Origin of the sequence: Lederbergia citrea (assembly GCF_018343525.1) — a bacterium.
Classification (GTDB): Bacteria; Bacillota; Bacilli; order Bacillales; family Bacillaceae_C; genus Lederbergia; species Lederbergia citrea.
In genome coordinates, this window is the sequence record NZ_JAGYPH010000002.1 from 921,021 (window position 1) to 934,433 (window position 13,413).

12 protein-coding genes are annotated in these 13,413 nt (G+C 41.2%); 11 read left to right on the forward strand and 1 reads right to left on the reverse strand.

Features of this window, described 5'->3' with window-relative positions; genetic code table 11:
• Positions 1–11 precede the first annotated feature (11 nt).
• The 9 genes from pstB to KHA88_RS13470 all read left to right on the forward strand — a co-directional run bounded on the left by pstB (position 12) and on the right by KHA88_RS13470 (position 9,833).
• The gene (pstB, locus tag KHA88_RS13430) at positions 12–797 is read left to right on the forward strand and encodes a phosphate ABC transporter ATP-binding protein PstB (protein WP_213098119.1); all 786 of its coding nucleotides are present in this window, start codon (positions 12–14) and stop codon (positions 795–797) included.
• Positions 798–836: 39 nt separating this feature from the next.
• Positions 837–1,493 (forward strand): phosphate signaling complex protein PhoU, encoded by a 657-nt coding sequence (phoU, locus tag KHA88_RS13435; protein WP_213098118.1) that lies wholly within the window; start codon positions 837–839, stop codon positions 1,491–1,493.
• 154 nt (positions 1,494–1,647) lie between these two features.
• Positions 1,648–2,295: an HD domain-containing protein gene (locus KHA88_RS13440; RefSeq protein ID WP_213098117.1), complete on the forward strand. Its 648-nt coding sequence runs from the start codon at positions 1,648–1,650 to the stop codon at positions 2,293–2,295.
• A gap of 80 nt (positions 2,296–2,375) precedes the next feature.
• Entirely contained in the window at positions 2,376–2,618 is a 243-nt protein-coding gene (locus tag KHA88_RS13445) for a DUF2198 family protein (protein ID WP_213098116.1), read from the forward strand.
• 291 nt (positions 2,619–2,909) lie between these two features.
• Positions 2,910–3,152, forward strand: a complete 243-nt coding sequence (locus KHA88_RS13450) for a DUF2164 domain-containing protein (RefSeq protein ID WP_430413653.1) — start codon at positions 2,910–2,912, stop codon at positions 3,150–3,152.
• 207 nt (positions 3,153–3,359) lie between these two features.
• Positions 3,360–5,333: an excinuclease ABC subunit UvrB gene (gene uvrB / locus KHA88_RS13455; protein ID WP_213098115.1), complete on the forward strand. Its 1,974-nt coding sequence runs from the start codon at positions 3,360–3,362 to the stop codon at positions 5,331–5,333.
• Positions 5,334–5,339: 6 nt separating this feature from the next.
• Positions 5,340–8,225 (forward strand): excinuclease ABC subunit UvrA, encoded by a 2,886-nt coding sequence (gene uvrA, locus KHA88_RS13460; RefSeq protein ID WP_213122211.1) that lies wholly within the window; start codon positions 5,340–5,342, stop codon positions 8,223–8,225.
• An 84-nt stretch (positions 8,226–8,309) separates the two neighbouring features.
• Positions 8,310–9,473, forward strand: a complete 1,164-nt coding sequence (locus KHA88_RS13465) for a DUF4097 family beta strand repeat-containing protein (protein WP_213107990.1) — start codon at positions 8,310–8,312, stop codon at positions 9,471–9,473.
• Positions 9,474–9,476: 3 nt separating this feature from the next.
• Positions 9,477–9,833 carry a phage holin family protein gene (locus KHA88_RS13470; protein ID WP_213098112.1) on the forward strand — a complete coding sequence of 119 codons (357 nt, stop codon included), beginning with the start codon at positions 9,477–9,479 and terminating at the stop codon, positions 9,831–9,833.
• 174 nt (positions 9,834–10,007) lie between these two features.
• Here the strand turns inward: KHA88_RS13470 and KHA88_RS13475 are convergent, their stop codons facing one another.
• Complete coding sequence (locus KHA88_RS13475; protein WP_249313214.1) at positions 10,008–10,682, reverse strand: N-acetylmuramoyl-L-alanine amidase; 675 nt, start codon at positions 10,680–10,682, stop codon at positions 10,008–10,010.
• Positions 10,683–11,600: 918 nt separating this feature from the next.
• Between KHA88_RS13475 and hprK the strand changes: the two genes are divergently transcribed.
• Both hprK and lgt read left to right on the forward strand, forming a co-directional pair.
• Entirely contained in the window at positions 11,601–12,536 is a 936-nt protein-coding gene (hprK, locus tag KHA88_RS13480; RefSeq protein WP_213098109.1) for an HPr(Ser) kinase/phosphatase, read from the forward strand.
• A 65-nt stretch (positions 12,537–12,601) separates the two neighbouring features.
• Complete coding sequence (lgt, locus tag KHA88_RS13485; RefSeq protein WP_213122213.1) at positions 12,602–13,411, forward strand: prolipoprotein diacylglyceryl transferase; 810 nt, start codon at positions 12,602–12,604, stop codon at positions 13,409–13,411.
• The last annotated feature ends 2 nt before the right edge of the window (positions 13,412–13,413 follow it).

A 13,413-nucleotide genomic window follows, 5' to 3' on the forward strand; every position in this document is an offset into this window, starting at 1 on the left:
GCGGGATTAACATGACAGTTACGCTATTGAAAGCTAAAAAAGAGCAAACAGTCATTCAGACTGAAAATCTTAATTTTTACTATGGTAAATCTCACGCTTTGAAAAATATCAATCTTGACATAAAAGAAAATCAAGTCACTGCATTAATTGGTCCATCTGGCTGCGGGAAATCTACTTTTCTTAGAACACTGAATAGGATGAACGATTTGATACCTGGCACAAGCACGGAAGGGAAAATTTTGATCGGTGATTTAGATGTCACGTCTCCTGATATAGATGCAGTAGATTTACGTAAACGAGTCGGAATGGTTTTTCAGCAAGCAAATCCATTCCCAATGTCAATCTATGACAATATTGCTTACGGGCCGCGCATTCATGGGCAGAAAAATAAGCAAGTGTTGGACGAGATTGTGGAATCCAGTTTACGAGCTGCAGCACTCTGGGATGAGGTAAAAGATAACCTCGGCAAGATTGCGACCGGTTTATCTGGGGGACAGCAGCAACGGCTTGTTCTCGCAAGAGTGCTCGCTGTAAAGCCGGAAATTATTTTAATGGATGAACCGACATCAGCACTAGATCCAGTTTCAACAGCGAAATTGGAACAATTAATTATGGAATTGAAAAAACAGTATACGATCATCATTGTCACCCACAACATGCAGCAGGCGGCTCGTGTTTCGGATGAAACGGCCTTTTTCCTTAATGGGGAAGTGGTGGAGTTTGCCAGCACGAATACCATTTTTACAAATCCTAAAAAGCAACAGACGGAAGATTATATATCCGGACGTTTTGGTTAAGGGTAAATACCAATTTTATCGATAAAAGGAGGATATAAAATGGCAATCAGAAGTCAGTTTGACGAGCGTTTGAATGAGCTCCATCAGCAACTGCTTACAATGGGAACGATGGTGGAAGAAGCGGTGTATAAAGCGGTAAAATCTCTTACTGATAAAGATGTTAATCTTGCAAAATCAGTTGTGGAGTATGACAAAGCCATTAACGATGCGGAAATCGGAATTGAAAAAACATGCTTCACGTTAATCGCGTTGCAGCAGCCGGTTGGAAGTGACCTGCGCCGAATTGCAACGACGTTAAAGGTCGCCACTGATTTGGAGCGGATGGCTGATCATGCAGTCAGCATTGCAAAAACAACATTAAGCCTTAAAGACGAAACTTACGCAAAGCCGCTGATAGATATACCGAAAATGGGTCAACTCGTTCAAGCAATTGTCCGCGACTCATTGGGCGCATATATTCAAATGGATCACGAGGCAGCTGTTGAGATTGCCAAACAGGATGATATCATCGACGATTATTTTAATATCATTTTTACCGATTTAATTGAACTGATGGGGAAAGACAAGAATATAATTAGCCAGGGCACCCACCTGTTGTTGGCGGCACAGTATTTAGAGCGAATCGGCGATTATGCCACTAATATATGTGAGTGGATTGTCTATATGTCAGTTGGTAAGATGGTTGAATTGAATTAGGCCCACAGTACCTGGGTCATTGCTGTTTTCTACATGGACTTCTCTACGAAGTTCATTTTTTATTTAGACTTGTGGCTAATCAATGTTAGTTCTTTGTCAACCTTGCTTGTTCGTGATACAATCTCGGAAATAAGAAGACGGCAGGTGAACAGATTTGGGTATCCATCATTATTTTAAAAGCTTGTCTGATTTTGAAAAAATTATCCGCTGCCCTGGTAAGTTTAAGTTCCAGGAACATTCGGTTGCAAGTCATTCGTTTAAGGTGACAAAAATTGCCCAGTTTCTTGGAACCGTAGAGGAACAGGGTGGAGAAAAGGTCGATTGGCGCCTTTTATACGAAAAAGCATTGAACCATGATTATGCTGAATTATTTACGGGCGATATCAAAACGCCGGTCAAGTATGCTTCAAAAGAATTAAAGCGGCTATTTAGTGAAGTTGAGGAAGAAATGACGAAGAAATTTATCGAAAAAGAATTCCCACCTGAATTTCGTGACGTATACTTAGAACGGTTCAAAGAGGGCAAAGATGAGACATTGGAAGGGCGAATCTTGGCTGTAGCGGACAAGATCGATTTGCTGTATGAATCATTCGGCGAAATTCAAAAGGAAAATCCTGAATCTTTGTTCCTTGAAATTTATGAGGAAGCACTTAGCACAATCTTACTTTTCAAAGATATGGTATGTGTAAAATATTTTCTCGAAAATATTTTACCAGATATGCTGCTTGAGCGGTTTATTGAACAAAGTGAACTGGCAGTGATTACGGAAAAAATGATCAATGAAAGTGGCGGGAATCTATGAAGTACTGGGTGGAAAAGCTTGCAATTTTCAAGCTTTTCGGAAAGACTATACATAGAGACTGGACCTGAGGTGGACTTAAAGTGATTGATAAAGTATTATCTGCGATATTTTTGCCAGCTTTGCTGATGGTTTTTTTCACAAGAATTACTTATAGCCGTATTGTTGGGTTCATCCTTACCGTCGCATTAATTATCGTTTCGGCGTATAAAGGGTATATACATATGTGGTGGCTCATTGTGATTGAGGCGGCATCACTTACGGTAGGTTTGTATTTCGCAAATCAAATGCGAAGGAAAAAAAACGAACAGAAAAGCGCTTCATGAGCCGGCGTATGCGGGTGGCATGAGGCGCTTTTTTTGCTTAGAAAAGTAATTTCCTGTAGCGAATTTTCAGAATCGGTAGTAAAGTGTTCATTATCGGTAATAAAGTATGAAAGATCGGTAGTAAAGCATCCGTAATCGGTTGTAATGGGGCCCTGATGCCTTCGCCCGTATCGTTAATTGGCATGTTCCTTGTTGTAGCGTGTATGATCTTGCATAGTTTTGTTTCCATTGAAAAGAAAGAAAGCAGTAACGAAATCCATATATAATTTTTATTAAAAAGGAGCTATCCAAATGTTAATGCCTAAACTATCTATCGAAAAAAAGCGTGAAATGATTCATGAAATCCAAGACTTTTTCCTAGAAGAGCGTGGAGAGGAAATTGGGGAATTGGCCGCGGAAATGTGTTTTGAATTCATTAAAGACCGTCTTGGCCCCGTATTTTATAATGCGGCTATCCGTGATGCAAGAGAAATTGCTGAACAAAGAATGCAGACGCTTGAAGAAGATTTATACGCTTTAGAAAAGCATCTTTAATAAGGGATTAGTTGAATTGTGCGATCTACAATTCAACTAATCCCTTATTTCTACTTTACCGAAAATACGTTCGCTTTTTACTGGTTATTAGCATAAAGTTTGTGGTAAAATCAAGTATACGGCAATTTTAGTATTAAAGTTGTCCATAATCGTAGTTGAAGAGAATTTTTATATAGATAGAATCACGATGAACGGGAGGGTGCACGCTTGAAAAATCAGTTTGATCTAGTTTCGAAATACAAGCCTGCTGGCGACCAGCCCAAGGCCATTGAACGACTGATCGATGGATTTCGATCAGGGAAAAAGTATCAGACACTGCTCGGTGCAACAGGAACGGGAAAAACATTCACCGTCTCCAACGTCATTACGGCGGTAAATAAACCTACGCTTGTCATTGCGCATAATAAAACACTTGCTGGTCAGCTGTACAGTGAGTTCAAGGATTTTTTCCCAAATAACGCCGTGGAGTATTTTGTCAGCTACTATGACTATTATCAGCCAGAAGCATATGTACCTCAGACAGATACATTTATCGAAAAAGACGCCAGTATTAATGATGAAATTGACAAGCTGCGGCACTCGGCGACATCGTCATTGTTTGAGCGGAAAGATGTCATCATTATTGCCAGTGTGTCGTGTATTTACGGTCTCGGTTCACCTGAGGAATATCGGGAGCATGTCCTTTCTCTTCGTGTAGGCATGGAAATTGAGAGAAATCAGCTTTTGCGGAAGCTTGTCGATATTCAATATGCTCGTAATGATATCGACTTTCAACGAGGGACTTTTCGCGTCCGTGGAGATGTAGTGGAGATTTTCCCTGTTTCACGCGATGAGCACTGTATTCGAGTCGAATTTTTTGGAGATGACATTGATCGAATTAGAGAAGTGGATGCTCTTACCGGTGAAATTATCGGTGATCGTGACCACGTAGCTATTTTCCCAGCTTCTCACTTCGTTACCGGTGAAGACAAAATGAAAATTGCCATAGAAAATATAGAAAAAGAACTGGAAGAGCGTCTCGCTATTTTGCATGAAAATGATAAGCTGCTCGAAGCCCAGCGCCTTGAACAACGAACCCGTTATGATCTTGAAATGATGAGAGAGATGGGCTTTTGTTCTGGGATTGAAAACTATTCGCGTCATTTAACCTTGAGGCCCCCTGGTGCAACGCCTTATACGTTGATTGATTACTTTCCAGACGATTTCCAAATCATCGTGGATGAGTCGCATGTAACATTGCCGCAAATCCGCGGAATGTATAATGGCGACCAGGCAAGAAAACAGGTGCTTGTCGACCACGGCTTCCGTCTGCCGTCTGCATTGGATAATCGTCCACTTAAATTTGAAGAATTCCAGAATCATATCAATCAGATTATCTTCGTATCAGCGACCCCGGGTCCATTTGAACTTGAACATACACCGGATATGGTAGAACAGATTATCAGGCCTACAGGTTTGCTTGACCCGACGATTGATGTTCGCCCAATTGAAGGCCAGATTGATGACCTATTGGGAGAAATCAATGAGCGGGTGGCTCGCAATGAACGGGTACTGATTACAACGCTTACGAAGAAGATGTCGGAGGATTTGACGGATTATTTAAAAGAAATTGGGGTAAAAGTCCAATATTTACACTCGGAAATAAAAACGCTAGAGCGAATCGAAATTATCAGGGATTTACGAGTGGGTACCTTTGATGTATTGGTCGGGATTAACCTTCTGAGGGAGGGACTAGATATCCCTGAAGTATCTCTTGTAGCGATTCTTGATGCTGACAAGGAAGGCTTCCTTCGCTCCGAACGCTCACTTATTCAAACGATGGGAAGGGCAGCACGGAATGCACACGGCCAAGTCATTATGTATGCCGATAAAATGACTGATTCGATGGAAAAGGCAATTAGTGAAACGAAGCGCCGTCGCTCGATTCAGGAAGAATATAATCGAAAACACGGTATTACACCTACAACCATTCAAAAAGATATTCGTGATGTGATTAGAGCAACGGTTGCAGCAGAAGAAACGAGTGAATACGAAACAAAATATAAGAAACTAACAAAAAAGGAAAAGGAAAAGCTAATTTCCTCAATGGAAAAAGAAATGAAAGAAGCTGCAAAAGCGCTTGATTTTGAAAGGGCGGCACAGCTTCGCGACGCCATTTTGGAGTTAAAAGCGGAAGGATGAGCAGTGATGGCACAGGATAAAATTATCGTACAGGGCGCAAGAGCCCATAATTTAAAAAATATTGACGTCACGATTCCAAGGGATCAGCTTGTCGTTATCACCGGCTTATCTGGTTCAGGTAAATCGTCACTCGCCTTTGATACGATCTATGCGGAAGGTCAGCGCAGGTATGTGGAATCACTTTCCGCTTATGCCCGCCAATTTCTCGGCCAAATGGATAAACCAGATGTAGACGCAATCGAAGGGCTTTCGCCTGCCATTTCAATTGATCAAAAAACTACGAGCAGAAACCCACGCTCGACAGTTGGAACGGTCACAGAAATATATGACTATTTGCGCTTACTCTTTGCACGGGTAGGCAGGCCAATCTGCCCTGTTCACGGCATTGAAATCACTTCCCAGACAATCGAACAGATGGTGGATAGAATTATGATTTATCCAGAACGTACGAAGCTGCAGGTGCTTGCACCGATTGTTTCAGGCAGAAAAGGAACACATGCAAAAGTGCTTGAAGATATAAAGAAGCAAGGCTTCGTCCGCGTACGTGTAGATGGAGAAATGCATGATCTTGGTGAGGAAATAAACTTAGAAAAAAATAAAAAACATTCAATTGAAGTGATCATTGACCGTATAGTTGTAAAAGCCGGCGGAGAAACAAGGCTTGCGGACTCACTGGAAACCGCACTAGGTCTTGGTGAAGGCAAAGTAATCATCGATGTGATTGGTGAAGAGGAACTATTATTCAGTCAAAATCATGCGTGTCCGCAATGCGGCTTTTCTATCGACAAATTGGAGCCGCGGATGTTTTCTTTCAATAGTCCATTTGGTGCTTGTTCAGACTGTGATGGATTAGGTTCTAAGCTGGAAGTTGATCCAGAGCTCGTCATCCCGGATTGGAGTCTATCACTCAATGAAAATGCGATTGCCCCTTGGACTCCGATTAGCTCTCAATATTATCCACAGCTTTTGAAAACGATATGTAAGCATCACAAAATTAATATGGATACACCAGTCCAAGATTTACCGAAAAAGGATATGGATATCATCCTTTACGGAAGTGGGGAATTAATAACATTCCGCTACCAAAATGATTTTGGCCAAGTGCGGGAAAGTAAAATCAAGTTTGAAGGTGTTATTCGTAATGTGGAACGCCGCTATCAAGAAACAAGTTCAGACTATATACGTGAACAAATGGAAAAATACATGGCGCAGCAACCGTGCCCGCGTTGCAAAGGGTATAGACTAAAGGAAGAAAGCTTAGCTGTAAAAGTCGACGGACGCCATATTAGCGAAATTACGGAGCTATCCGTCATTGAAGCCGATCAATTTTTTTCACAATTAAACTTATCAGAGAAAGAAATGACGATCGCAAAACTTATTTTGCGGGAAATTGGCGAGCGGCTTGGATTTCTCGTCAATGTAGGTTTAGATTATCTCACATTAAGCCGTGCTGCCGGTACATTATCCGGCGGTGAAGCGCAGCGAATTCGGCTTGCGACGCAAATCGGTTCGAGGCTGACAGGCGTTCTGTATATATTGGATGAGCCTTCCATTGGGTTGCATCAGCGGGACAATGACAGGCTGATCAGTACGTTAAAAAATATGCGTGATATTGGCAATACCTTGATCGTTGTCGAGCATGATGAAGATACAATGCTTGCTGCCGACTATTTAATTGATATGGGCCCAGGGGCAGGTGTCCATGGCGGGGAAGTCGTCGTGAGCGGAACACCGGAAGAAGTCGCGTACAATCCAGCCTCATTAACCGGACTTTATTTATCTGGGGAGAAATTTATCCCGCTTCCTTTGGAACGCCGGAAACCAGACGGCAGATATCTCGAAATTAAAGGGGCAAAAGAAAATAACTTAAAAAATGTCAATGTGAAATTACCATTAGGAATGTTTATCGCAGTTACTGGTGTATCAGGTTCAGGGAAAAGTACTTTGATCAATGAAGTTTTGCATAAATCCCTTGCCCAGAAACTTCAAAAAGCAAAGACAAAACCAGGGGCCCATAAGGAAATCAATGGTATCGAACAATTGGAAAAAGTGATAGATATCGATCAATCACCAATTGGGCGAACACCTAGATCCAACCCAGCAACATATACAGGTGTATTTGACGATGTTCGTGATGTGTATGCATCAACAAACGAAGCAAAAGTACGGGGCTACAAAAAAGGGCGTTTTAGTTTTAATGTGAAGGGCGGGCGCTGTGAAGCCTGCCGCGGCGATGGAATCATTAAAATCGAAATGCACTTTTTACCAGACGTTTACGTACCTTGTGAAGTATGTCACGGCAAAAGGTATAACCGCGAAACGCTTGAAGTAAGATATAAAGGGAAAAATATTGCTGATGTTTTAGATATGACGATTGAAGACGGATTGGAATTTTTTGAAAACATCCCAAAAATAAAACGCAAGCTGCAAACGATTGTCGATGTTGGTCTCGGGTATATAAAGCTTGGGCAGCCTGCAACAACATTATCTGGCGGTGAAGCACAGCGGGTAAAGCTTGCCTCCGAATTGCATCGCCGTTCCAATGGCCGTTCACTATATATTTTGGATGAGCCGACTACAGGCCTTCATGCCGATGATATTGCCCGGTTGCTGTTAGTATTGCAGCGCCTTGTTGAAAACGGCGATACAGTCCTCGTGATTGAACATAATCTTGATGTGATCAAAACAGCTGATTACCTAGTAGACCTTGGTCCAGAAGGTGGAGATAAAGGCGGAACGATCATTGCTAAGGGAACGCCGGAAAAAGTAGCGGAAAGCCCAATCTCATATACTGGGAAATATTTGAAGCCTATTTTGGAGCGTGACAAGGAACGAATGAAGAAACGGATCGCTGAACATGAGCGGGTGGAAGAAATGGTTGCGAAACATTAAAATTCTGTTTGTAGACAATATGATGAAACTTATGCTGACTTGAAAACGTAAACCTTTTTAGAATCAAAAAAGGAGGAAGTCGACATGAATCAAGAACGGAAACGAATACTTGAAATGGTACAGAACGGAAAACTCTCTGCCCAGGAAGCGATTATCCTATTAGAAGCACTCGAGGACGAATTAGTAGAGGAAACTTCAGCTGTTGAGAAAACAGATCTTAGCGCCAAACAGGACGCAGAAAAGGAAGAAACGAAAGAGAAATCTAAGGAGAAATCCGAGCAGCAGTCGTATGAAAAGAACGAAGATCAAAACGATGATTCGTTTTATTCACAGTTAGAGAGTGCAGGCGAAAAAATCTTTGATTTTGTTAACACTGCTCTTCGCAAAATCAAACATATCGATTTGCAATTTACTCAGTCTGTAGATATCCCCCATGTTTTCCAGCAAACAGATGCTGAATTTGAAAGAATCGATGTAGATATAGCTAACGGTCCTGTGAGGATTACCACTTGGGATCAGCCAGAAGTGCGAATTGAATGTCAAGCAAAGGTTTATCGTTCAGAAGATCGCGAAGATGCAAGAAATTATTTTATAGATAACACAGTATTCTCAATTGAAAATGGGCTTTGCATTTTCGCTACCCAGTCGAAATGGATGCGAGTGGAGACGGTTGTCTATGTTCCTAAAAAGCAATATAAAAAGATTGCCGTCCGCATCTTCAATGGCGGTCTAACAGGTGAACGGCTAAATAGTGATCATTTATCTGTAAAAACGACCAACGGAAAAGTAGAACTTGCAAACTTAGTAGGCGAAAATTTTAATCTTGAAACAGTTAATGGACAAATCAAATTAACAAATTCAAATGCCAATCAGCTAGAAGCGGAAACTGTGAATGGTGCAGTTGAAATTTCAGGGACTTATCAAAATGTCGAGCTACAGTCTTTTAACGGTAATATTACATGCACATTACCTGAGACGGGTACAAATAAAATTGAAGCGAAAGCAGTAACAGGAAACATTCATTTAAATCTTCCGGAAACGGCTACGATTGACGGGGATGTCCGTTCCAATTTAGGTAGCTATAAGCTTGATTTAGAAGGCATTGATGTCATGCATGAAAAGAAAGAAATCATTCAGAAACAAGTTAAGTTTAAAAGAACAGGAACCGATGAGCGTGTCATCTATCTCCTCGCAGACACAAAAACAGGTTCGGTTCATATAAGAAAAGCGATATCGCCGGGTGAATAATGTATGAAATGGTTAATAGGAATTTTAATCAATGCTCTCTTATTCATTGCTTTTGCGGGGTATTTTGAGGGATTTGTAGTATCTAGTTTCGGAGCGGCTGTTGGAGCTAGTATCGTTTTATCGATATTAAATATGCTTGTAAGGCCGATTCTTATCATTTTGACCTTGCCAGCAACCTTACTTACTTTAGGTTTGTTTTTGTTTGTCATTAATGCTATTACGTTATTAATGACAGATGCAATCATGGGCAGCAAATTTGAGATTTCTGGATTCGGGCTGGCTCTTCTCATTGCAGTCATCATGTCAATCGTTAATTTAATCATTCAAAAGACGGTATTAGAGCCTAAAAAGAAAAAATAGAAGCGAAAAGTCCGATCCCGATCATATAGGGGCGGACTCAGACTGTAGACAAACTCGAAAAAACGAGTTGTCTACAGTTTTTTATTTTTATTTAGGATAGAGCGGGTTTTCCGAAGCTTACCGCTCGCTTTCCGCGGGAGTCGAGCGGACGCTTCTCCAAACCACTAAAATTCTTCATTTTACTTTTGTAATAAAGGTATCAAAACCTTTTGCTCTAAGCTCATTTGCTAATTTTTCAGCTGATTCATAATGTGAAAATGCCCCTGTTTGAACTTTATAAATAACATTTTTACTAGAACCTTGAATTTTTGATTTCAATTTATAATAATCTTTGATACTTGAAGCAATCGATACCGCACATTTTTTTCGATATTCCATTGAACGGAGCAGAGCTGCTTCCTCCTTATTTGTCATAAAGCCGCATTCAATCAAAATCGCGGTCATTTTTGTTTCGCGAAGTACATGGAAATCAGCTGTTTTAACACCTCGATTTTTCCTCCCTGTTGTTTTAATCAGACTTGCTTGAATGATATTTGCAAGCTGATATGCCTCGTGAGGTTTGCTAGAATGAACAAACGTTTCAATACCTTCTGCAGAATTCCAGCTCGTTCCATATGCATTAGCATGAATGGAAAGATAGCAATCTACACGAAGTTCATTCGCCTTATCCGTCCGTTGTTTTAATGGTATATCTGACATATTCGAATGCACATGAAAAACGGAAACACCTGATAGTTTCTCTAGTTCTTCTGTTAAAAACACCGCAACAGCTGCATTAAATTCAAATTCCCTCATCCCGTCGGGTGTACGTTTTCCTTCCGTATTCGGACCATGGCCAGCATCAATCATAATCTTCAATTTATTTCCCTCCAATTCTTTTAATAGTTGAGCAAGATAAGTGATCTACATACAATGCGTCCGCCTGCCACCGTTGATTTCCGTTCCAGGCGGACGCGTTCCGGGGGGCGTGAGGTGAGCCTCCTCAGTCGCTTCGCGCCTTGCGGGGTCTCACCTGTCACGCTGATCCCCCAGGAGTCGCCGCCTTCCACTCCAATCAACTGGGATATTCTTTTGCTCATAGTAGAGAGACTGTTCATATCTTGCTCTCAAATGTCTCCTGGTGGGATCCCGAGTTGTCCCGCTGGTTTGAAAATGAAATCAAATGAATACGACAAATCCCAAAATAGGCAAAAATTGCGGTCCTCTAGCTTGCGGAAAAAAAAGCACTTGCGAGAACCTTCGCTCCGCTGCCAAATATGGAAGAACGTTTCATACATTTAGGAAGGAGAATCTGCGATTGTTACCAGAACTCCTAGAACGTCTGAAAAGTGGCAGCTCATATACAACATCGTACATCCGTAGAACGATCAAACAAAAGGGGAAAAGTGGATTACGACTTGGAGTCTGGTAGGCATCGCTCCACAAAAATGTGGTACATAAGGACATATCCCATCAGGATGGGTCAACACATTGACGTTTGGCATTTCTGGTTTTGAAAACAAATACCAAATATCCAATAAAGTTTAATCCTTGGTAGGTTTTCGGAAATTCGGCAGATTTACGTCTAGAAATTCCGAGAGTCTATTTTAATTTCATCTATAATGATATAAACTTTGTTCAAAATTAGACACCGTTATATGCAGATGTCCAATATAAAATAGTTTGAAAGGTAGAGTTTCCTCATATTAAAGTGCTAAAATAGAAAAATGAATGTTTTGTCAGCATACAGCTGGCATTGAGTGATATAGAAAACGAGGAGTGATTCAGTTGGCGAAAGTCCGTACAGAAGATATCATTAAGCAATTTGATTTAGAATTAATCAGCGGGGAGGAAGGAATACATAGACCAATCATTACGAGCGATATTTCTCGTCCGGCTCTGGAATTAGCGGGCTTTTTCAACTTCTACCCTGCAGAAAGGGTTCAGCTGCTTGGAAGAACAGAGGTTAGTTTTGGCGAACGACTACTTGAGCATGAAAGAAGAGAGCGGATGGAACTGTTATGCAATGATACAACTCCGGCGATTATCGTTTCTCGCGGTCTTGATATCCCTGAAGGATTAATCGAATCCGCGGAACGTAATAGTGTGCCCCTCCTTCGGACAACGATGAAAACTACGCGTTTTTCCAGTAAGCTGACGAATTACTTAGATGGCAGGCTAGCTCCAACAACGGCTGTTCACGGGGTGCTCGTAGATATATATGGAATCGGTGTCCTCATTACCGGTCAAAGTGGCGTCGGTAAAAGTGAAACCGCACTTGCACTTATTAAGAGAGGTCACCAGCTCGTCGCTGATGATTGCGTAGAAATTCGTCAAGAAGATGAAAATGTCCTTGTCGGAACAGCACCTGAATTACTCGAGCACTTATTGGAAATTCGTGGACTGGGCATCATTAATGTAATGACTTTACTTGGGGCAGGGGCTGTTAGACCGAGTAAAAAAATCACTCTATCTATTCATCTAGAGCTATGGGATGAGAATAAACATTATGACCGGGTAGGACTTGATGAAGAGAAATTGAAAATTATAGATACAGAAATTACAAAGTTGACGGTTCCTGTCCGCCCTGGCAGAAACTTGGCAGTTATTATCGAAGTGGCAGCGATGGACTACCGCCTGAAAAAAATGGGGGTAAATGCGGCACAACAATTTACAGAACGGCTTTCTCAGGTCATTCAAGGTGGTCAGGACGACGATATTTAATGAGGAAAAACTATGTAATTTTATAAAATTGCTACTGCTAATCACTTCAAAAAGGAGTTGCATTTATGGAATCCGGCATTCATCCAATTAATCCGGTTGCATTAAAGCTGGGCCCATTGGCCATCCACTGGTATGGAGTCATCATTGGGCTGGGCATCGCACTCGCACTATATTTAGCTATACGCGAGAGTGAAAAACATAAACTCGACAAGGACACGTTCACAGATCTCATGATTTGGGCCATTCCGATCGCTATTATTTCGGCCCGAATTTATTATGTTTTTTTTCAATGGGAATACTATGCACAAAATCCAGGTGATATTATTAAAATTTGGGAAGGCGGAATCGCCATCCATGGAGCCTTGATTGGTTCCGTTTTAACTGCCATCATTTATACGAAGCGAAAAGGAATTTCTTTTTGGAAAGTGGCTGATATTGCCGCACCTAGCCTTATACTCGGGCAGGCAATTGGCCGCTGGGGAAATTTTATTAATCAGGAAGCCCATGGTGGTGAGGTAACAAGGACTTTTCTTGAAAACTTACATTTACCTCAATTTATCATTGACCAAATGTACATAAAAGGTACTTATTACCACCCGACTTTTTTATACGAGTCTATTTGGGATATTCTTGGCTTTATCATTTTGATCCTTTTAAGAAAAACAAACCTTAGACGCGGAGAGATCTTTTTAAGCTATGTCATTTGGTATTCAATCGGGCGCTTCTTTATTGAAGGTCTGCGAACAGACAGTTTGATGTTGACGGAAAGTTTGAGGATGGCTCAAGTTATTTCTCTTGTTTTAATAGCCGGCGCTATTATTATGTGGACTTACCGTAGACTCACAGGTCAGGCTAAACAGAAGTATTACGAATAAAT

What these genes read in the sequence shown, in the direction of transcription:
- pstB (WP_213098119.1), top strand. Translation starts at nt 12, where the DNA reads ATGACAGTTACGCTATTGAAAGCTAAAAAAGAGCAAACAGTCATTCAG.
- phoU (WP_213098118.1), top strand. Translation starts at nt 837, where the DNA reads ATGGCAATCAGAAGTCAGTTTGACGAGCGTTTGAATGAGCTCCATCAG.
- KHA88_RS13450 (WP_430413653.1), top strand. Translation starts at nt 2,910, where the DNA reads ATGTTAATGCCTAAACTATCTATCGAAAAAAAGCGTGAAATGATTCAT.
- uvrA (WP_213122211.1), top strand. Translation starts at nt 5,340, where the DNA reads ATGGCACAGGATAAAATTATCGTACAGGGCGCAAGAGCCCATAATTTA.
- KHA88_RS13465 (WP_213107990.1), top strand. Translation starts at nt 8,310, where the DNA reads ATGAATCAAGAACGGAAACGAATACTTGAAATGGTACAGAACGGAAAA.
- KHA88_RS13470 (WP_213098112.1), top strand. Translation starts at nt 9,477, where the DNA reads ATGAAATGGTTAATAGGAATTTTAATCAATGCTCTCTTATTCATTGCT.
- KHA88_RS13475 (WP_249313214.1), bottom strand. Translation starts at nt 10,682, where the DNA reads ATGATTGATGCTGGCCATGGTCCGAATACGGAAGGAAAACGTACACCC.
- lgt (WP_213122213.1), top strand. Translation starts at nt 12,602, where the DNA reads ATGGAATCCGGCATTCATCCAATTAATCCGGTTGCATTAAAGCTGGGC.